Annotated in this window: 17 protein-coding genes; 12 read left to right on the forward strand and 5 right to left on the reverse strand. The window is 73.0% G+C overall.

Annotation, left to right across the window (positions count from 1 at the left end; translation table 11 throughout):
- Positions 1-140 precede the first annotated feature (140 nt).
- Positions 141-1,280: a hypothetical protein gene (locus ACIHCL_RS21665; RefSeq protein WP_399864042.1), complete on the forward strand. Its 1,140-nt coding sequence runs from the start codon at positions 141-143 to the stop codon at positions 1,278-1,280.
- Positions 1,281-1,489: 209 nt separating this feature from the next.
- On the opposite strand, the gene ACIHCL_RS21670 is transcribed toward ACIHCL_RS21665, so the two are convergent.
- On the reverse strand, positions 1,490-3,622 hold the full coding sequence (locus tag ACIHCL_RS21670) for a prolyl oligopeptidase family serine peptidase (RefSeq protein WP_399864044.1): 2,133 nt from the start codon (positions 3,620-3,622) through the stop codon (positions 1,490-1,492).
- Between the two features lie 184 nt (positions 3,623-3,806).
- Here ACIHCL_RS21670 and ACIHCL_RS21675 point away from each other — a divergent pair, with 184 nt between their 5' ends.
- The 4 genes from ACIHCL_RS21675 to ACIHCL_RS21690 all read left to right on the forward strand — a co-directional run bounded on the left by ACIHCL_RS21675 (position 3,807) and on the right by ACIHCL_RS21690 (position 7,939).
- Positions 3,807-4,001, forward strand: coding sequence for a hypothetical protein (locus tag ACIHCL_RS21675; RefSeq protein ID WP_399864045.1), 195 nt, complete (start codon positions 3,807-3,809; stop codon positions 3,999-4,001).
- Between the two features lie 291 nt (positions 4,002-4,292).
- Positions 4,293-5,321 (forward strand): N-acetyl-1-D-myo-inositol-2-amino-2-deoxy-alpha-D-glucopyranoside deacetylase, encoded by a 1,029-nt coding sequence (mshB, locus tag ACIHCL_RS21680; RefSeq protein ID WP_399864046.1) that lies wholly within the window; start codon positions 4,293-4,295, stop codon positions 5,319-5,321.
- The gene (locus tag ACIHCL_RS21685; RefSeq protein ID WP_399864048.1) at positions 5,318-5,764 is read left to right on the forward strand and encodes a DUF6113 family protein; all 447 of its coding nucleotides are present in this window, start codon (positions 5,318-5,320) and stop codon (positions 5,762-5,764) included. Before mshB ends, ACIHCL_RS21685 begins: the two co-directional genes overlap by 4 nt.
- Positions 5,765-5,938: 174 nt before the next feature.
- On the forward strand, positions 5,939-7,939 hold the full coding sequence (locus ACIHCL_RS21690) for a hypothetical protein (RefSeq protein WP_399864049.1): 2,001 nt from the start codon (positions 5,939-5,941) through the stop codon (positions 7,937-7,939).
- A 394-nt stretch (positions 7,940-8,333) separates the two neighbouring features.
- Here ACIHCL_RS21690 and ACIHCL_RS21695 read toward each other — a convergent pair whose 3' ends face one another.
- Together ACIHCL_RS21695 and ACIHCL_RS21700 are read right to left on the reverse strand one after the other, a co-directional pair.
- Positions 8,334-9,059, reverse strand: coding sequence for a class F sortase (locus ACIHCL_RS21695; RefSeq protein WP_399864050.1), 726 nt, complete (start codon positions 9,057-9,059; stop codon positions 8,334-8,336).
- Between the two features lie 236 nt (positions 9,060-9,295).
- Positions 9,296-10,153 (reverse strand): hypothetical protein, encoded by an 858-nt coding sequence (locus ACIHCL_RS21700; RefSeq protein ID WP_399864051.1) that lies wholly within the window; start codon positions 10,151-10,153, stop codon positions 9,296-9,298.
- 602 nt (positions 10,154-10,755) lie between these two features.
- Between ACIHCL_RS21700 and ACIHCL_RS21705 the strand changes: the two genes are divergently transcribed.
- From ACIHCL_RS21705 to ACIHCL_RS21725, 5 genes are read left to right on the forward strand one after another with little or no spacing between them, the layout of a single operon-like run.
- Positions 10,756-11,907 carry an ABC transporter substrate-binding protein gene (locus ACIHCL_RS21705; RefSeq protein WP_399864053.1) on the forward strand — a complete coding sequence of 384 codons (1,152 nt, stop codon included), beginning with the start codon at positions 10,756-10,758 and terminating at the stop codon, positions 11,905-11,907.
- Positions 11,888-13,102 (forward strand): FecCD family ABC transporter permease, encoded by a 1,215-nt coding sequence (locus ACIHCL_RS21710; RefSeq protein WP_399864054.1) that lies wholly within the window; start codon positions 11,888-11,890, stop codon positions 13,100-13,102. The genes ACIHCL_RS21705 and ACIHCL_RS21710 overlap by 20 nt, the downstream gene beginning before the upstream one ends.
- Positions 13,099-14,046: an ABC transporter ATP-binding protein gene (locus ACIHCL_RS21715; protein WP_399864056.1), complete on the forward strand. Its 948-nt coding sequence runs from the start codon at positions 13,099-13,101 to the stop codon at positions 14,044-14,046. The genes ACIHCL_RS21710 and ACIHCL_RS21715 overlap by 4 nt, the downstream gene beginning before the upstream one ends.
- Positions 14,043-14,741 carry a hypothetical protein gene (locus tag ACIHCL_RS21720; RefSeq protein WP_399864058.1) on the forward strand — a complete coding sequence of 233 codons (699 nt, stop codon included), beginning with the start codon at positions 14,043-14,045 and terminating at the stop codon, positions 14,739-14,741. Before ACIHCL_RS21715 ends, ACIHCL_RS21720 begins: the two co-directional genes overlap by 4 nt.
- A complete protein-coding gene (locus ACIHCL_RS21725) occupies positions 14,741-15,388 on the forward strand; it encodes a hypothetical protein (RefSeq protein WP_399864059.1) in 648 nt (215 codons plus the stop codon). The genes ACIHCL_RS21720 and ACIHCL_RS21725 overlap by 1 nt, the downstream gene beginning before the upstream one ends.
- A 362-nt stretch (positions 15,389-15,750) precedes the next feature.
- On the opposite strand, the gene ACIHCL_RS21730 is transcribed toward ACIHCL_RS21725, so the two are convergent.
- Positions 15,751-16,620 (reverse strand): tetratricopeptide repeat protein, encoded by an 870-nt coding sequence (locus tag ACIHCL_RS21730; protein WP_399864060.1) that lies wholly within the window; start codon positions 16,618-16,620, stop codon positions 15,751-15,753.
- Positions 16,621-16,636: 16 nt separating this feature from the next.
- Positions 16,637-17,770: a GNAT family N-acetyltransferase gene (locus ACIHCL_RS21735; protein ID WP_399864061.1), complete on the reverse strand. Its 1,134-nt coding sequence runs from the start codon at positions 17,768-17,770 to the stop codon at positions 16,637-16,639.
- A gap of 117 nt (positions 17,771-17,887) precedes the next feature.
- On the opposite strand from ACIHCL_RS21735, the gene fdxA reads away from it, so the two are divergent.
- Both fdxA and dapC read left to right on the forward strand, forming a co-directional pair.
- Positions 17,888-18,208: a ferredoxin gene (gene fdxA / locus ACIHCL_RS21740; protein ID WP_018956287.1), complete on the forward strand. Its 321-nt coding sequence runs from the start codon at positions 17,888-17,890 to the stop codon at positions 18,206-18,208.
- Between the two features lie 388 nt (positions 18,209-18,596).
- Positions 18,597-19,706 carry a succinyldiaminopimelate transaminase gene (gene dapC / locus ACIHCL_RS21745; RefSeq protein WP_399864062.1) on the forward strand — a complete coding sequence of 370 codons (1,110 nt, stop codon included), beginning with the start codon at positions 18,597-18,599 and terminating at the stop codon, positions 19,704-19,706.
- Positions 19,707-19,852 lie beyond the last annotated feature (146 nt).

Here is a 19,852-nt window from a genome sequence, read left to right on the forward strand (position 1 = left end):
GGTGGACGGCCGTGCGGACGCCGTGGACCGGCCGGGGGCCAACGTCCCCCGGCCGGAAGCCCGTTGAGCGTCGGCCTTCCTCGCGCAACAACCCGGCAGCCCCCTTGCCCGGTTCGGGAGGAAGGTGGAGTATCGCTCGGGTGATACTCACACGGGGGGCAAGGATCACCGGCGCCGTTCTCTGCGCCCTGCTCGCGGCGATCGTCGCGGGCTGGATCGTGCGGGACCTCGGCGCGGTCGCCGAACCGGGTCAGCTCCTGCGGTACTGGGCGGGCTTCGAGGACGCGCGGCTGCCCGCGATGCCTGCCGCCTCGACCGTCGACGTGGCCCTGTTCGTGGTGTACGTCGTCGTCGCCCTCGTCGTCCCGCGGTCGACGGTGGCCGCCTCCGCGCTGGTCGCCACCGGTGTGCTCACGCTCGCCTTCCGGCTTCCCGGGCTTTGGAACATCGGGACGTCCCGGATGGGCCACCAGTACTCCGACGAGCTGCGCACCCGCGCTCTGATCTGCGCCTTCGTGGCCGTGGGCGCGGCGATCGCGATGCTCATCACGGCGGGTGCGGGGCGTCGCCCGCCGGCCGACCTCGCCGAACGAGTACCGGTCCGGCCGGGCCAGGGCGCCGGCGCGCTCGCCTTCCTGCTGCTGGGCGCCTCGGCGGCGGTCCGCGCCGCCTGGGAGATCTGGCAGTTGGTGAAGAACCCCGGCCTCTTCCCCGACTGGTACCTGGGCGGGGACCTGGCCTTCCGCGGGCTGATCGACCCGCCACAGGGCTGGACCAGTGCCTTCGTCGTGCTGCTCTGCCTGTTCGCCGGGGTGAGCGCCCTCGCCCGCGCCCCGCACGCCCGGCCGTTCGGCCTGATCGCCGCGGGCATCCTCTTGCCGAGCGCGGCGTCGCTGCTGAACCGGTCCCTGGACTCCGGCGTACTGGAGCGCTTCGGCGAACTGTCCGTGGAGCACCAGCTCCTTGTGCTGAGCTGGACCTTCGAGCTGATCGCCGGCGCGGCCGTGCTCGTCGTGCTGGCCGTGCGGGGCCCGGCCGATGTCTCCGTCCCGCCGTATCAGGGATACGAACCCGAGTACGGGCAGGACCACGGCCATCCGGGGCCCGACCCGGGGCAGGGCTACGGATACCCCGGTTCCGGCCCCGGGGAGGGCTACGGATACCCCGCTTCCGGCCCCGGACCGGGGAACGGCCACCCGGGCTCCGACCCCGGAGCTTTCGGACCACATCCGCCCCATCAGCCGCCGCCTCCGCCGTCCCAGCCGCCACCGGGCTGGTGACGATCTGGTGAGAATCCGGCGAAGCCTCAGTGCGGGGCAGGTGAGGAGCTGGTGAGGAATCGGTGGCGGTCTGTCGACGGTTCATCGAGGATCCGGTGACGGGGCCGAGAACGCGAACCGAACCGGTGGGTGTGTCCGGTGACCGGAATCGGTCTTCGGACACCCCCACCGGAACGCGGCCGGACACCCCGCACGGCGCCCGGCCCGGCTCAGCCCCGCAGCCCCAGCGACCGCTTCAGGAAGTCCACCTGGAGCAGCAGCAGGTTCTCCGCCACCTGTTCCTGCGGCGTCATGTGCGTCACCCCGCTGAGCGGCATCACCTCGTGCGGGCGCCCCGCCGCCAGCAGCGCCGACGACAGCCTGAGCGAGTGCGCGACCACCACGTTGTCGTCCGCCAGACCATGGATGATCATCATCGGACGCACCTGCTCCGCCGCCTCCGAGAGCCCGTCGTCCGTCAGCAGCGAGGTGTGCGCGTACACCTCCGGCTGCTCGGCCGGGTCGCCGAGGTAGCGCTCGGTGTAGTGCGTGTCGTAGAGCCGCAGATCGGTCACGGGCGCGCCCACCACCGCGGCGTGGAAGACATCCGGCCGCCGCAGTGCCGCCAGCGCCGACAGATAGCCGCCGAACGACCAGCCGCGGATTGCCACCCTGCCGAGGTCCAGCGGATGATTTTCGGCCAAAGCGTGCAGCGCCTCGACCTGGTCGTCCAGGGCAAGGGCGAGGTTGTCCTTGACGGCCTTCTCCCAGCCCGGCGAGCGGCCCGGAGTGCCCCGGCCGTCCGCGACGACCACGGCGAATCCCTGGTCGGCGAACCACTGCGAGGTCAGGTGCGGATTGTGCGCGGCGAGCACCCGGCGGGCGTGCGGACCGCCGTACGGATCCATCAACACCGGAAGCGGGCCGTCTGATTCCTTGTGGTCCCGGGGGAGCAGCACGGCGCACGGAATCCGCCGCGCGCCCGCCTCGGTGAGCGACACCCGCGGCGAAATCACCGGTTCCTGGGCGAAGTTGGCGATGGTGGCGATCCGCTTGCCCTCGCGGAACACCTCGGCGCGCACCCCCGGCCACTGGAGCGACTGGGAGGCCAGCACCGTCACGCCACCCCCGCGGACGGCCGAATGGATCCCCGGTTCCTCGGAGATCCGCTCGACGCCCAGCTCGTTGACCCGGTACACATGGCTCTCGCCGATCTCCGGCGCCGCGGCCTCCTCACCCGCCGACGCCGACACCAAAATGTCTGATTCGCCGATGTCCAGGACCGCTTGGAGCTGCAACTGCGCCCCGGTCAGCGGACGGTCACCGACCGCGAGCACCCGGGCCCCGCCCTCGTCCGCGATCCGCACGAGCCGCCCGTCCGGAGCCCAGGCGGGAACTCCGGGGAAGATTTCCAGCCAGATCGGATCCTCGTCGACGTGCACCGTCCGCGTGGCGCCCGTCTCCGTGTCCACCGCGAGGTAGAGCTGGCTGCGCTGGTCGCGGGCCTGCACCAGGAGCAGCGGGGCCCCCGCCGAGGACCAGTGCACCTGGGCGAGATACGGGTGCCGCGCACGGTCCCAGACCACTTCGGTGCGACCGCCGTCCAGGTCCGTCAGGAAGAGCCGCACCTCGGCGTTGGGCGTCCCGGCCGCCGGGTAGGCGACCTCGGCGGGCGTGCGGTCCGGGTGCGCGGGGTCGGCGATCCACCACCGCCGCACGGGGCTGTCGTCGACCCGGGCGACCAGCAGCCGGTCCGATTCCGGCGACCACCAGAAGCCCCGCGAGCGCTGCATCTCCTCGGCGGCGACGAACTCCGCCAGGCCGTAGGTGACGTTCGCGGTCTCCGGCTCCGCCAGCGCCCGGTCCCCGTCGCCCTCGGCGCCCACGACGCGCAGCGCGCCCTTCGCCACGTACGCGATGTGCCGCCCGTCCGGCGAAGGGCGCGGGTCGATCACCGGGCCCGGAACCGGCAGTGCCCGTGCCGTCCCCGCCCGCAACTCCGCGACGTACACCTTCCCGGAGAGGGCGAACGCGGCCAACTCGGCCGCCGCGTCGACCGCGTAGCCGACGATCCCCGAGGAGCCCTCGCGGCTCCGCTCGCGCCGGGCCCGCTCCTGGGCCGACAGGCGTTCCGCCGAACCGCCCAGCAGGGCCTCGGGATCGGCGACGAGCCGTTCCGCGGGAGTGCCGCCCTCGGGCAGGTCAAGCACCCAGAGCCGACCCGACCGGTCCGTGCCGGAATCTGACCGAAGAAAGACCACCCGCTTTCCGTCGGGTGAGATGCTGAACGCCCGTGGAGCGCCCAGGGTGAAGCGCATCGTCCTGGCGTGCTGGCGTGGAAAAGAAGTCTTCTGCGAAGTCATGGCCCGAACCTAGTCCCCGAACCACTGCCCAGGCCCCGATCCACCGTCCGTGCGCCCCTCGTGCTGCCGTGCCCCGATCAATGCGGTGGCACGGAAAGTTATGATCCGTAGCGCTCGGTGGGTATGAACCTGCTGGCTCCATGTGTGCTGCCCGTCCCGACCGTACTGATGGAGGTGAACCGCCGTGGCACTCTCGATTTCGGCGGTGGTGCTGCTGGCGATCGTCGTCTTCCTGCTGATCCGGAAATCCGGATTGAAGGCCGGACATGCGGCGGTCTGCGCGCTGCTCGGTTTCTATCTCGCCAGCTCGTCCATCGCGCCCAGCATCGCGAACCTGACCACGAACGTGGCCGGGATGATCGGCAATCTCAAGTTCTGAGGCACGGCCTTCAAAGCGCTGCTTCCGAGGCACGGCTTCCGGCTTCGAGACACGACCTCTGAGGCACGGTCCCGAGACAGCGGCTTCCGAGTACGGCCCATGAGGCACGGCTCGGCGGCGCGTCCCGGTTCGGCGGCACGGCGGTCCGGTGCCGACATGGCGGTTCGGTGCCGGCACGCAGGCGTGGTCGGCTCACCAGTGCGGTGACCGGCAAGGTTCACCGGGCGCCGCGAGCTGCCCGGACAACCTTCCCGGCCACACCACCAGGCGCTCGGCTCGTAGGGTGGTCCCATGACGGACCACCCCGCCCGGCGCCTGCTTCTGGTGCACGCGCACCCCGACGACGAGTCGATCAACAACGGCGCCACCATGGCCAAGTACGCGGCCGAGGGCGCCCAGGTCACCCTGGTGACCTGCACACTCGGCGAGGAGGGCGAGGTCATCCCGCCCGCCCTCGCCCATCTCGCGGCGGACCGGGACGACGCCCTCGGTCCGTACCGCCGGGGCGAACTCGCCACGGCCATGAAGGAACTCGGCGTCACCGATCACCGCTTCCTCGGCGGTGCCGGCCGCTACCGCGACTCCGGGATGATGGGCGTGGAGCAGAACCACCGCCCCGGTTCCTTCTGGTCCGCGGACGTGGACGAGGCCGCGGCCCATCTCGTGGCGGTGATCCGCTCGGCGCGCCCGCAGGTCCTGATCGCCTACGACCCCGACGGCGGCTACGGGCACCCCGACCACATCCAGGCGCACCGCGTCGCGATGCGCGCGGCGGAACTGGCCGCCGATCCCGCGTACGGAGCCGACTCCGGGGGCCCGCACACCATCGCGAAGATCTACTGGAACCGGGTGCCGCGCTCGGTCGTGGAGGAGGGCTTCGCGCGCCTGCGCGGGACGGCGCCGGACGCCTTCCCGGGGATCGCCGCGCTGACGGACGTCCCCGGTGTGGTCGACGACACCCGGATCACCACGAGGATCGACGGCTCGGCCCATGCGGAGGCCAAGCGCGCGGCGATGCGCGCCCACGCCACGCAGATCGTCGTGGACGGCGACTTCTTCGCCCTCTCCAACGACCTCGGCCAGCCCGTTCTCACCTCCGAGTACTACGAGTTGGTGCGCGGCCCCTCCGGCGCCCGGCCGGGCGGGCACGAGGACGACCTGTTCGCGGGCGTACCGGACGGCCACCTGTCCCTGGGCGCACCGGACACGGAAGCGGGCGCCGCCCCGGGAACGGGTGCACAGGCGGGAACGGGCACGTACGCCGGCGTGGAGCCCGGCACGGACGCGCACACGGGCACGGAAGCGGGAGCGGGACGATGAGCGACGGCAGGCAGCGCGCCGCCCGTTCCGGGGCGCCTTCCGGCGGCGCCCCGGCCACCGGACCGGCCGCGCCCTTCAAACCCGGTCGGATCGCCGTCTACACGGCCCTGGTCGTCCTCGGCGCACTCGTCGGGATCGCCGGTTCACTGGTCCAGGCCGCCTGGTTCCCCGGCGGGCTGCTGCTGGCCCTGGCGGCCTGCGCCGGGCTGTTCCACGGCGGGCGGCGCGTCTTCGGCACCCAACTCGGCGCCTTGGCCCCCGCAGCGGGCTGGCTGATTTCGATCGTGATTCTGCTCGGCGGACGGCCGGAAGGCGACTATGTCTTCGGCGATGCGCTGGGGCTGACCTTCTTCACGCTGGGCGGGATGGCCATCGCCGTGATCTGTGCCACCATGTCGCGGTCACCCCATCCGGGAGCCGACAGCGGCCGACCTGGCAAGTAATGTGCCACGGCCGATTCCGTAGTGCCCTTGAACCGTCAGGGGGTCACGCGGTCGTTTCCCCCGGTCGCGGGGTGTCCGCCGACGCTGGCCAGTATGGTGGTTCGCGCGCCGAGCCGTCCCCTGGACTGCGGCAGGGGAAAGTACGGGCGGCGGAGCCAATCGGGAGAACCTGCTTTGAGTCGTGAAACTGACAGTTCGTCCTCCGGGACCCAGGGGCGCGGAGGAGCCGCGTACCCCTCGGGGACGCCGCCGTACGGATCCCGCCAGTATCCGTCGCCGCACCCCTCGCAGGACGCCCAGGACGGGGCCCCGGAGTCCGGGGACCGGCAGCGGCCCGAGGAGCCGAGAACCGAGACGACGCTGACGACGCGTATCCGGATCAACATTCCGGGCTCGCGTCCCATCCCGCCCGTCGTGATGCGCACGCCCGTCAACGACGGCGACGTCGCCGACGCGGAGCGCACCGGCGGCATCCCGCGCCCCGGATCGGACCCGTCGGATGCCCTTGCGCCCGACAACGACGCGCCGCTCGCCGCTCCACCGGAACCGGCTTCCGAGAAGTCGGCCAGGGAGAAGAACGGCGGCAGCGACTGGTTCGCCCCGCGCAAGGCGCCCATGAACACCTCGGTCACCGGTCCGAAGACCCCGGTCGCAGGCGGTGTGCCCGGCGCCCCGGCCGGTGGCGCGGACGCGGGGGAGGGGGGCGCACCCACTCCGCCCCACGCCGATCTGCCGTACTTCTCGGACGGGCCGCAGCACGGCCCCGCCCCGGACGGGTCCCGCCCCGGCCACAGTGCTTTCGACGAGTTCGACGCCCCCGGCGCCCCCGTGGCCGGGCCGAGCGGCCCCACGGCGGGGCCGGTCGGCGGCGCCGCGCCGCTGACGACGAGTCCGGCCGCGAACGCCGTCACTGGCACCGGCCCCGTGCCGCGGCTGTCCGACGACACGGCGGAGCTGACGCCCCAGTTCACCGCCGCGGTCCGTGCCGCGTCCGACGGCAACGTCTCCGGTGACACGCTCACGAGCGGAATTCCGGTCATCACGCCGGAACAGCGTTCCGCGTCCCCGTTCCCGAACGCGGGCGGCCTCTCCGCCCGGCGCGCGGACGCCGCGCCCGTGGTCGAGGACGAGGCTTTGGGCACGGGCCCGCTGGGCTCGGGCGGTCCCGCCGCCCCGTCGCCCGCTCCGGCCGCCGGTTCCGACGCGCCGTCCGCGCCCGCGAAGAAGAAGGGCCGCTCCAAGCTGGTGCTGCTCGGCGCGGCCGTCGTGGGCCTGGCCGCCGTCGCGTACGGCGCCGGGCTGCTGATGAACCACGCCGACGTGCCCAAGGGCACCACCGTCCTCGGCGTCGACATCGGCGGTGGGACGAAGGAGGAGGCCGTCGCGAAGCTGGACGCCGCCCTCGGCAAGCGCGCCGTGGCGCCCCTCCAGTTGTCCGTGGACGGCAAGACGACCGAGCTGGCCCCGGAGAAGGCCGGACTCAGCCTGGACAGCCAGGAGACCGTGCGCGCCGCCGCCGGAAGCGACTACAACCCGATGTCCGTCATCGGCACCGTCTTCGGGCAGAAGCGCGTCGTCGACCCGGTGATCCCGGTCGACGAGGAGAAGCTGGGCGTCGCGCTGACGGACCTCGCGGGCGCCTCCGGCTCGGCCAGCGACGGCACGATCAAGTTCGTGCCCAACAAGGCCATCGCCGTACCTGGCAAAGCGGGCAAGGGGCTGGACGTCAACCAGTCGATGATCTCGGTCCGCGACGCCTACCGGGCCCAGGTGCAGACCGGCAAGGCGTCCACGGTCCAACTGCCCGTCATCACCCGCGAACCCACCATCACCCAGGCCGAACTGGACCGGGCGATGAAGGAGTTCGCGGAGCCCGCGATGTCCGGTCTGATCACGATCAAGGCAGGCCCCAAGCAGATCCAGTTCGGTCCCGCCAGGTCATTGCCGCAGATCCTGTCGATGGTGCCGATCGAGGGGAAGCTGGTCCAGCGCTACGACAAGAAGGCCATCGACACCCTGTGCGACGGCGTCTTCGACGGCATCATGGTCACCAAGGGCGACGGCAAGAAGCACCAGCTCAACGCCGACGACGTGGCGGCGGCCATGCAGGGCGCGCTGCTGGGCAAGACCCCCGTCGAGCGGACCGTCACGATCAGTCTCGACGGCAACGGCTGACGGCCCCGTCGCGGCCGGCCGCCCCTCCCGGGGAGCCCGCGTACTTCCCGGGAGACCTCACGCACACCCGCCCCCGTCCGGCCCCCGGGCGGGGGCGGTGTCGCACGGGAGCCCGCGTTCCCCGAGCCCGTGCCATCACGGCGGTTCGACGGTTCCGGCGGCAGGGTCCTTGGCCCGACCGTCATGGACGACGGCAACGGCCCCTCCGGCGGACACCGGGGCGGCCTGTGCGCTGGGGCGGCACGGCAGCACCGGTCGACTCCCTTGCGAGAAGTGCCGTTCGGGCCGGGAGAGAAAGCCATCCGTGCCGCCGCGAAGCGCGTAGCCCACTCGGTCCCCGTACGCCATTCCGGGGCGTAGGACGTGTGGGCGGAGCCGCTGCGGTGTGTGGCCGTCAGCCCTTCTTGGACGAGTCGAGGTGGGCGAACACCACCACGTTGTCCTCGTAGTCCTTGGCCTTCTTGTCGTACGTGCCGCCGCAGGTGATCAGGCGCAGTTGGGCCGACGGGGTGTCGGCGTAGACCCGTTGGTCCGGGAACTTCGCCTTCTTGAACGTTTCGACGGAGTCCACCTTGAACGTGGCCACGGACCCGTCGGCGCGGGTGATGTCGACGGTGGAACCCGGCTTGACGTACTGGAGTTGGAGGAAGACGGCGGGCCCGGTCTTCGTGTCGACGTGCCCCGCCACGATCGCGGTGCCGCGCTCGCCGGGCGTGACGCCGTCCTTGAACCAGCCGACCAGGTTGCTGTCGTTCGGGGGCGGCGCGTTGAGCCGGCTGTCCGCGCCGAGAGCGAGCTCGGTGAAGGGCGCGTTGACGGCGAGAGACGGGATCCGCAGCCGCGTCGGGACCGAGCGCAGAATCGCCGGGCCGTCGCCCTGGGGGGCGGGCAGCGGCGGGGCGTGCGAACCGAGTACCTCCTGGGGCATGGAGGGCATCGCGGGCGCCATGGCGGCCGTGGGCGGAGGTGGCACTTTGCCGTCGGCCACGTCGTCGAAGGAGTGGTAGATCATGATCACGCCGAGCCCGGCCGCCATGGCGGGCCACAGCAGGTGGCGGCGGGATCTGGAGGCGTGGGCCTTGCGGCAGGGGGATGAGCCGGGTGGCTGCTGGGCGGCCATGGGAGTGCGCCTTTCACTTGTGCGGTGCGGTGCGGGTGTGCGGGGCGGGGAGGGGAGGTGCGGGGGAGGGAGCCCCGCACCTGTGCCGTGCCGTGCCGGGCCGTGCCGTACCGGGCGTCGGTGCGGAAACGACGCCGCCGCGGCCGTCGCCCCCGAGGGACGACGGCCGCGACAACGTGGACGACCGGTTGATGGTCGGTGGTGGACGGTTACGGGTTGCCGTGGTCGGCCCGGTCTCAGGCGAGCACGTCACCCGTTGGCCGGCGGCGGCGCAGCTTGTACGCACCGACGCCGAGCCCGCCGAGCAGCAACGCCGAACCGGCGGCCAGGCTGCTGCCGGTCACCGCGGTCCCACCGCCACCGGTCTGGACGCCGCCGCGGGGCCGGTCCTCGCCACCGCCGCGCCCGCCGTAGTCGTCGCCACCACGCCCGTAGTCGTCGCCCCCGCCGCCGTAGTCGTCGCCCCCGCGGCCGTCGTTCCCGCCGCCGCGACCACCACGGTCACCGCCGCGCCCGCCGTCGTCGCCGCCGCGACCGCCGCCATCCTCGGTGACCACCCGGGCCATGAAACCGCCGCCGGTGTGTACGCCTCCTTGGGGCTTGCCACCGCCGCGGCCTCCCCGGCCGCCTTCGTCGCCCCCGCGGCCGTTGTCCCCACGGCCGCCCTCGTCGTGACCTCCCCCGCGACCGCCGCGACCGCCCTCGTCGCGGCCGTGGCCGCCGCCCCGGCCGCCTTCGTGGTCATTCGCCACGGCGCCGGCCAGGAAGCCGCCGCCGGTGTGGACGCCGCCGTGCGGGCGGCCCTCGTCGCGACCGCCGCCACCGCGACCGCCTTCGTCGCCGTAGTCGTCACCCCCGCGTCCGTAGTCACCGCGACCACCGCGGTCGCCGTAGTCGTCGTTACCGCCGCGGTCGCCGCCGCGACCGCCGTGGTCGGAGCCGTATCCTCCCTGCTCGTCGCCGCGCGAGGACGAGGAGCCGGTCGCCTGTGCCGCGTCCCCCGCCGCCGTGGTCGCGGCGTAGGCGGAGGGGCCGGTGACGGCGAGGGCCGCTGTGACGGCGGCCGTAGCGAACAGTGTGCGGGCAGAGCGCATCTGAACACATTCCTTCCGTCGCGACTGCTAAGAGTGACAGGGTGTCGACTCGATGTGGAGCAGTAGCGACATGATCCACCGTCAGTCGGAATGCGGTCGCGCGCCATCGGGGAGCGCCGCATTCGAGCGACGCCGTGGGCCCAACGAGTGGTGCGGGGCTGATAATCACCCGTTGGATTGCACGTGGCGCGTCGCGAGGTTTGAGCGGTGGCCTTCCACTCGTTTGCCGAGGTACCGGCGTGTCCCGTCCGGACAGTCACAGCGGTGTGCGATGACCGCGTGTCAGGCGTGAACTCGACCTGATGGAGCGGCGGTTGAAGGGAGGTCGCATATGTGGGAGGCGGTCGGCCGGGGCGCCGGGGCGATGCCGTTCCGGCGCGTTCCGGACCGGGGGCGGCCCGTGATTCCATCCGGCGGCGTAAGCAGATCGGCGAGACGCGCCGAAGCCGGGTTGCTTGTCTTCCGCCACCTCCATGTGGTCAAGCCCCTCCGTGGTCGAGTGGCAAACGGGTTCGCGCCGACTCCCCGGGACCCTCATGGAGGGATGGATTCCGATTGGGTTAGGTTAGGCATACCTAAGTAACTCACTCCGGAGGTGGACCATGTCCGCTGCCTTCCCGGCGCCCCCGGCGCCTTCCCGGCGCACCGCCCTGCGCGGCTTCGGCGCCGGTGCCTTCGTACTGGCCGGAGCAGGTGCCCTCGGCGCCTGCTCCTCTCGCGAGGTCACGGCCGACAAGGCAGGTGCCGCCGCCACCGGCTTCACCATCACCGACCAGCGAGGCAAGAAGGTGGCGTTCGACGGACCGGTGAAACGGATCGCCACCGCGATCATCCCGTCGCCGTCGATGATCGCCGCCGTGGACGGCTCGTACGACCGCATCGTCGGCATCAACGAATCCACGCTCCAGGCCAACAAGGAAGGCATCTTCGGCACGCTCTTCCCCGAGTCGAAGAAGACCGCCACCATCGCCGGAGCCGACTTCGTCCCGAACGTCGAGACCACGCTCTCGCTCAAGCCCGACGTGGTGATCCAGTGGGGCGACATGGGCGACGAGGTCATCGCGCCCCTGGAGAACGCCGGATTCAAGGTCGTCGGCCTCACATACGGCACCCAGGAGCAGATGGAGACCTGGATCGACGTCTTCGGCACACTTGTCGGCAAGAAGGAGCGCGCCGCCGGCCTCATCGCAGGGATGCACGACGAGGACAAGGCGATCCGCACGCTGGTCGCCCCGCAGTCCAGGACCCGCACCAAGGTGCTCTACCTGAGGACCGCGGCCGACGGCTGGACCACCGTCAACAAGTCCCACTACATGAACCACTGGACGGACATCGCCGGCGGTGTCAACGTCGCCCGCGACGAGGCCACCGGCACTCCGCAGGTGTCCGTCGAACAACTGCTCAGCTGGGATCCGGAGGTCGTCTTCCTCTCCGGCTTCGACACCACCACCCCCGCCGATCTCTACGCCGACAAGAAACTCGCGGGCCTGCGCGCCGTCCGCGCCCGCCGCGTCTACAAGATCCCACTGGGCGGCTACCGCTGGGACCCGCCCTGCTGCGAGTCGCCGCTGATGTGGCGTTGGGTCGCGCAGATCCTCCATCCCGGGCTGGGTGCCCGCCTCGGCCTGCGCGCCCGGATCGAGAAGACCTTCGACCACCTCTACGGCTACAAGATCTCGCGCGGCCGGATCGACGACGTGCTGCGCCTCGACATGAACGGTGAGAGCTCCGGCTATGACGGCTTCCGCGCCTGACGCCACGGCGGCGTCCGACCCGCGGGCACACCGGGCGGGGGAATCCGGCCGGCGGGTCCCTCGGGCGGGGGATTCCGGTTCGCAGCCACACCGTGCGGGGGATTCCGGTCCGCAGGCACAGCGCGCGGGGGATTCCGGTCCGCGGGTCTCCCGTGCGGCGGAGGCGGAGACGGGGAACGGGAGCCGCCGCCGGCTCCTCGGCGTACCGCTGCTCGCCGCGCTGACCGTGCTGATCGCCCTCGCCGCGCTCGCGGCCGGCCGCTACATCGTGCCGCCGAACGAGATCGTGCGGCTCCTCACCGGGCAGTTCCTTCCCGTCGACCGGACCTGGACCGGCACCGAGGAGACGGTCGTCCTCGATGTGCGGTTGCCCCGCGTGCTGCTGTCCCTGCTGGTCGGAGGGGGCCTCGCGCTGGCGGGCGCCGCCCTCCAGGGCGTCTTCCGCAACCCGCTGGTCAGCCCCGACGTCATCGGAGTGGCCTCCGGCGCCTCCTTCGGCGGGGTCCTCGCCATGCTGCTGGGGACCGGCTCGTTCGGCGTGGTCACCGGTGCCTTCGGGTTCGGTCTCGTGGCCCTCGCGATCGTCATGCTGATCGGACGCCTGGGCAGCGGCAGCCCGATCCTGATGATCGTGCTGGGTGGCACCGTCACCGCCGCCTTCTTCAGCGCGCTCGTCTCCTTCGGCAAGTACGCGGCCGACCCCGAGTCCGAGCTGCCCTCGATCGTCTTCTGGTTGCTCGGCTCGCTGTCCACCGCCACCTACAGCAAGGTCGTCACCGCCGCGATCCCGGTGCTGCTCGGCGCCGCCGTGGTCCTCGCGCTGCGCTGGCGGCTGAACATCCTCTCGCTCGGCGACGAGGACGCCACCGCGCTCGGCGTGCCCCCGCGCCTGACCCGTGGCGTGTTCCTCTGCGCCGTCGCCCTGATGACGGCCGGAGCGGTCGCCGTCGCCGGCCTCGTCGGCTGGGTCGGTCTCGTCGTGCCGCACCTGGCCCGCCTGGTGACCGGCAGCGACCACCGGGTGCTGCTGCCCGCGTCGTTCCTCATCGGCGGTTCCTACCTCACCGTCATCGACACCCTCTCCCGGACGCTGACCGCCTCCGAGCTGCCGCTCGGCATCCTCACCGCGATCGTCGGCGCCCCGTTCTTCATCGCCCTGCTCGCCAGGTCGCGCAACCGGATGTGGTCCCAGTGAGCCGAACCGAACCGGCCGACGCCGTGAGCCGCCCCGCGGGCCGTACGCGGGCCGACGCCACAGGCCGTATGCGGACCGTCCCCGCCGGTGGGGTGCGGGCCGCGCCCACGGGCGCGACCGGGCCGGCCCACGCGGACGGTCCCGTGGCGGACGATCCCGTGATCGAGGCCCGGGCCCTGGGGCACCGCTACACAAAGGACCGCTGGATCTTCCGGGGCGTCGACGTCGCCGCCCACCGGGGCCGGGTCCTCGGTGTCCTCGGCCCCAACGGCCGGGGCAAAACGACCCTGCTGCGCCTCCTCGCCGGGCTCGCCCGGCCCACCGAAGGCAGCGTCACCGCCCACGCCCCCGTCGCATACGTGCCGCAGTCCCACGCCTCCCCCTTCGCCTACTCCGTCACGGACATGGTGCTGATGGGCCGCTCCCGGCACATCAAGGCGTACGCCACCCCGGGGCGCCGCGACCGCGCACGGGCCGCCGAGGCGCTGGAGCGCGTCGGCATCGCCCCCATGGCCGACCGCTCGTACGCGGAACTGTCCGGCGGAGAGCAGCAGATGACGCTGATCGCACGGGCCCTCGCCGCCGAATGCCAGGTGATGGTCCTCGACGAACCGGTCTCCGCGCTGGACCTGCGCAACCAGACCCGGGTGCTGACCCTCCTCCAGGAGCTCGCCGCCTCCGGCCTCGGCATCGTCCTGACCACGCACCACCCGGACCACGCCCTGCACCTCGCCGACGACGCGGTGCTGGTGCTCGGCCCGGACGACGTCCGTACCGGCCCGGCCGCCGAACTCCTCGACGCCGCAGCGCTGAGCGAGCTGTACGGCATCCCCGTCGCCGCCCCCCGGGTCGAGGGACCGCGCGGCCCCAGGACCGTGGTCGTCCCCGACCTCGGCCCCACCCGCACCGATCTGTCCACCCCTCTCCAGGAGGTCCCCGCGTGAGCACCGTCCGAGTCGTCACCATGGGCGTGCCGGCGTCGGCGCCCGGATCCGAGCCCGGGCCGGGAGCCGAGTCCGGAGCCGGGACCGGCCCCGGTGGCATGGACCCGTCCGCCCGGCCGTCCGTCGAACCGCTCGACGTGTACGACCTGTCCGAAGAGCTGCTGCTGGGCGGCGGGATCAAGGGGCTGTCGATCGCGGGCAACGTCGACCAGGTCTTCCTGGAACGCCGCGCGCCCCTGCTGGCGGACTTCGTGCGCGGCGGCGGCCGGGTCCTGGTCAACGGGCACGTCGTCCGGCCCTTCCTGCCCGGTCTCTCCCCGTGGCGTGCCCTCGACCACCACGGCCCGTCCGACCTGTGGATCAGCCCGGTCACCCCGCATCCGGTCTTCGAGGGCATCGACCACCTCGAACTGGTGTACCGCACCGGCGTCCCCGGCACCCCGACCGGCGGGGACCTGGTGCGCCTGGGGGTGGCCGGCTTCTACGGCCGCGGCTACCACTCCCGCGTGCCCGAGGGCGGCACCGTCCTCAACGGGATCGGCCCGCACGCCCTGCCGATCGACATCCTCTACCCGCTCGGCGAGGGCTTCGTCATGGCCCACGCGGGCAACGACCTGTTCATGTTCAGCGACCCCGACCGTTCCACCCGGACCCTCGGCCCCCGACTGCACGCCTGGCTGGAGGGCACCCTCTGATGCACCGACTCGGTTTCCTGCACGGCGGCTCCTACAGCCAGCTGACCACCCTCGCCGATCCGGCGGTCCAGGTCTGGCGGCCCCGCGACCTCTACCTCCCCGACGTCATCGGGGGCGATTTCGACGACCTGGACACCCTCGTCGTGTCCGACCGGCTGCACCCCCGGCTGCTGGACCGGGCCGTGCCCTGGGTGCTGAAGGTCGCCGAACGCGGCGGCACGGTCGTCGTCCTCGGCGAGAACGGCGACTGCGGCTGGATCCCCGGTCTGCGCGGATTCCGGCCCGCCGAGACCAACTTCTGGTGGTGGCGTGTCCCCGGCGGCGACAACGGCGTCCGCCGGTCCGGCGACGGTCACGCGGCATGGGACCACCTCACCGAACGCTCCGTCCGCTGGCACTACCACGGGCTGCTGGAACCCCCGGCGGACGCCACCGTCCTGGCGTACACGGAGCTGGAGAGGGAGGGCGATCCCGCCACCCGGCAGGTCCTCCTCTACGAGGACCGGGTCTCCACCGCGGGCCGACTGATCGTCACCACGATGGACCCCGTCCACCATCACGGGTCCCGCTTCATGCCGGGCGCCACACAACTCCTGTTCGGCCTGCTCCGGTGGACCGGCACCACGGCCCCGGCGTACCGGAGCTGACCGGCCGGGGCGGCCCCGGGCCAACGGCGGGGAGCCGGGGCGCTCCGGCGGTCGGACCCGCGAGCGGTGCGGTGGGCGCCCCGACCGGCGGCGTGGCGGGCGGTGCGCGGTCGGGGGGGGGGGGGGGCCGGGCCCGGGCGGCCCCCCCCCCCCCCCCCGGGGGGGGGGGCCGCGGGGGGCCCCCCCCCCGCCCCGGGGGTTGGGGGGGGGGGGGGGGGGCGCCCGGGGGGGGGGGGGGGGGGGGGGGGGGGGGGGGGGGGGGGGGGCGCGCCCGGCGGGGGGGGGGGGGGGGGGGGGGGGGGGGGGGGGGGGGCGGGCCGGGGCCGGGCCCCCCCCCCCACCGCAGGCCGAGGGGCGTCCGCTCAGTTCAGCAACGCACGTGCCGCCTGGGCCCGTTGGCGGATCGTCTCGGCCGTCTCGGGGTCGATCCCGCCGATCACGTCCGCGTACTCCTCCATCTCCGCCGCCCCGTGCAGGAACTGCCCGCTCTGCACGAGCAACTGCGCGCGCTCGTAGCGCAGCCGGGCAGGATGCGAGGGCAGCAGCAGCGAGAGGTCCACCGCCCACAGCGCCACGTCCGTGTGCTCCGGACGGGCCGCCGCCCACGCCCTGACGTTGTTGAGGATGCGGAGCACGATCTCCAGCGGGCGGGCGGGAGCCAGCATCGACTCGTCCAGCGGTGCCCCCGTCATCCCGGCCACCAGCAGCCCCGCGTCCTCCTCCGTCAGCGGGCGTCCGCCGTCGAAGGGGTCGGCCAGTACGTGTTCCGAGGGGTCGCCGAAGCCGACCACGAAATGACCCGGCAGCGCCACCCCGTACACCGGGGCGCCCGCCCGTCGGGCCACTTCGATCCACACCACCGACAGCAGGATCGGCAGCCCGCGCCGTTGCCGCAGCACCGCGTGGAGCAGTGACGACTCCAGTCGCCGGTAGTCGCCCGACGCGCCCACGAAACCGCACCGCTCGCCGAGCAGCTCCGCCAGGGCCAAGGCCCACGCCCGGGCGCCCTGCAGCCCGTACGGGAGCCGCCCCGCGAGCTCGTCCAGCTCTATCTGCGCCAGGTCGATCCCGTTCGCGTCCAGCGCCGGGTCGGCCACGGCGGCCAGCAGCAGGCAGAGCTGCGCCAGGTCCGGTCGCTCGGCGCGGGCGTGGGCGGCGAACTGCCGGAACAGCTCGTCCCGGCGGCCGGGGTCCTCGGGCCGCTCGTGCGGGCCGGGCCGGTGAGCGTTCATCGGATTCCTCGCCCCGTCATGCCGACCGGAAGTGGTGGTAGCGGTGGTGGACCGCGAACCCCATGTCGTCGTACAGCGCCCGCGCCGCCTCGTTGTCCGCCTCCACCTGGAGCCACGCAGCCGAGGCGCCCTCCTCCAGAGCCCGGCGGGCGAGCGCCGCCATCACGGCGGTGGCCAGCCCCCGGCGCCGTCGGGCGGGGGCGACCTCCACGGCCATGAACCCGGCCCACCGCCCGTCCACCACACACCTTCCGATCGCCGCGGGCAACCCGGCCGTGCCCCCGGCCCCGGCCGTTCCACTGTGCCCGGCCCGGTCCGTGCCGCCGTGAGCGATCCCGGTCGCGTCCCCGGCCCCGGCACCGGCCATGTCCTCGCCCCCGGCCCCGGCGGTGCCGCCCTCGTCCGGGCCATCGGCCGGCACGGAGGCGAACCACACCGAGGGCCCGCCGCGCAGCACCTCCAGGACGTGCGCTCCCGGAGTCTCGAAGCGCTGGTAGCGGGAGAGCCATGCCGCGTCGAGGTCCCGGCTCAGCCGCACCCGCGCCACATCGGCGTCCAGATCGGCGACCGGCGCCAGCGCGCCGACCCGTACCTCCGTCGTCACCTCGCGCCGCCAGCCGCGCTCCTCAAGGGCCGCCCCGAGCCGCTCCTGGGTGCCCTCGGCGCCGGTCGCGACCTGGATGTACGCGGGCAGTCCGCGCTCCCCGTACCACCGCTGGACATGGCGGAGCGCCTCGTCCAGCGGAGCGCCGGGATCGCCGAGCGGCAGTACGGAGTTGGCACGTCGGGTGAACCCCTGTGCGGCCCGCAGTTCCCAGCCGCCCAGGGCCTCGCTCTCCACCGGCCGCCAGGCCCGGGCACAGACACGCGCGAGTTCCTCGAAGGAGACCGCGGGAACGCCGCGCCGCCGGGCCGGGGCGGCGGGCACGATCTTGCCCGCGACGAGATCCGATTCCGCGATGCGGACGGAGTCACCGCTCTTCGTTGTGATCGACAGCACACCGTGCTCCCACGATGTGAGAACGCCGACCGTGTCCGTGAACCTCGGTCCTTGCGCGCCCTGCGCCGAAGCGCGCCGGACTGATACCCGTTTGCCCACGTCAGTCGGCGCAATTCGGACCTCGAGTCGTCCGCCGACGGTGAATTCCACAGCTCTGCCCGCCCCTCCTGTTCGGTTCGTGCCCGGGAACGGAGATACTAGGGGTGGGCATCGACGACGCCGCGCTCCCGCGCGAGAGCCAACGCCCTACCGAGGAGGAACGACAGCGTGACTTACGTCATCGCACAGCCTTGTGTCGACGTGAAGGACAAGGCCTGCATCGAAGAGTGCCCCGTCGACTGCATCTACGAGGGCCAGCGGTCCTTGTACATCCACCCGGACGAATGTGTCGACTGCGGAGCCTGTGAGCCGGTGTGCCCGGTCGAGGCGATCTTCTACGAGGACGACACCCCGGAGGAGTGGAAGGACTACTACAAGGCGAACGTCGAGTTCTTCGACGACCTCGGGTCGCCTGGTGGCGCCTCCAAGCTGGGCCTGATCGAGCGCGACCACGCGTTCATCGCCGCGCTGCCGCCGCAGAACCAGTAATCGGCGGACCGCACGTGCGTCGCCCGGTCCCGTACGGTCGTCCCCGTACGGGACCGAGGCGTTTTCGCGCGCCGGCGGCCGCAGCGGACTCCGGACTCCGTGAGCCGCACCGAGCAGCACCCTGCCCCGGCGAGCCCGTGAACCGCAGCGCGCGCCCGAGGCCCCAGCGGGCCCGTGAGCTGCACGGGGCCCGCAGGCCCGGGTGAGCCCACCACGGCTCACGGGCCCGCAGCGGTCCCTCGGGCCGAAGCGAGTTCGTGAGTCGCAGCGGGTTCATGAGCCGCAAGAGGCCCGTGAGCCGCAAGAGGCCCATGAGCTGCAAGAGGTCCGTGAGCCGCGGTGGGCACCCCGGGCCGTAGTGGGTCCCCGTACGAGAAAGCAGAGATCCGTGTCCGCAGTCTCCTCCCTCTCCTCCCGCCTCCCCGTCTTCCCCTGGGACAAGCTCGCGTCCTACAAGTCGACGGCCGCCGCCCACTCGGACGGCATCGTGGACCTGTCCGTGGGCACGCCCGTCGATCCGGTGCCCGAGCTGATCCGGCGAGCGCTCGTCGACGCCGCGGACAGCCCCGGCTACCCGACGGTCTGGGGCACCGCCGAGCTGCGTGACGCGATCACCGGCTGGGTGGAACGGCGGCTCGGCGCGGCCGGGGTCACCCACGAGAACGTCCTGCCGGTCGTCGGCTCCAAGGAACTCGTGGCCTGGCTGCCCACCCAGCTCGGACTGGGCGCGGGCGACAAGGTGGCCTACCCGCGCCTGGCCTACCCGACGTACGAGGTGGGCGCCCGGCTCTGCGGGGCCGAGCCCGTCGTCTACGACGACCCCACGGAACTGGACCCGGCCGGTCTGAAGCTGCTCTGGCTCAACTCGCCGTCCAACCCGACCGGCCGCGTCCTGGCCAAGGACGAGCTGACCCGGATCGTCGCCTGGGCGCGCGAGCACGGCGTCCTCGTCTTCAGCGACGAGTGCTACCTGGAGCTGGGCTGGGAGGCCGCGCCCGTCTCCGTGCTGCACCCGGACGTCTGCGGCGGCACCTACGAGGGCGTCGTCGCCGTCCACTCGCTCTCCAAGCGCTCCAACCTGGCCGGGTACCGCGCCGCCTTCATCGCGGGCGACCCGGCCGTGCTCGGCGAGCTGCTGCTGATCCGCAAGCACGGCGGAATGATGACTCCGGCCCCCGTCCAGGCGGCGGCGACCGCGGCCCTCGGCGACGACGCGCACGTCGCCGAGCAGCGCGCCCGGTACGCGGAGCGGCGTGCGGCCCTGCGCACGGCCCTGGAGGCCCACGGCTTCCGGATCGAGCACAGCGAGGCGAGCCTCTACCTGTGGGCGACGCGGGACGAACCCTGCTGGGACACCGTCGCCCACCTGGCGGAGCTCGGCATCCTGGTGGCCCCCGGGGACTTCTACGGACCGGCCGGCGACCGTTTCGTGCGCGTGGCGTTCACGGCGACGGACGAGCGGGTCGCCGCCGCGGTCAAGCGGCTGACCCGCGACTGACGGGCCGCCGACCGAGGCCCGTCGGATCACCGGCCGACGGCCCGGGACCGGTCGACTCCGCGCCGGCTGGTGCCCGCGTGCGGCGGCCGGCGCGGGCCGCGGGGGTGGCACCCCCGAGGGTCCACGGCCGCTCGGGCCGCCGTCGG

The sequence above is a fragment of the Streptomyces sp. NPDC052042 genome (assembly GCF_044548345.1).
Classification (GTDB): Bacteria; Actinomycetota; Actinomycetes; order Streptomycetales; family Streptomycetaceae; genus Streptomyces.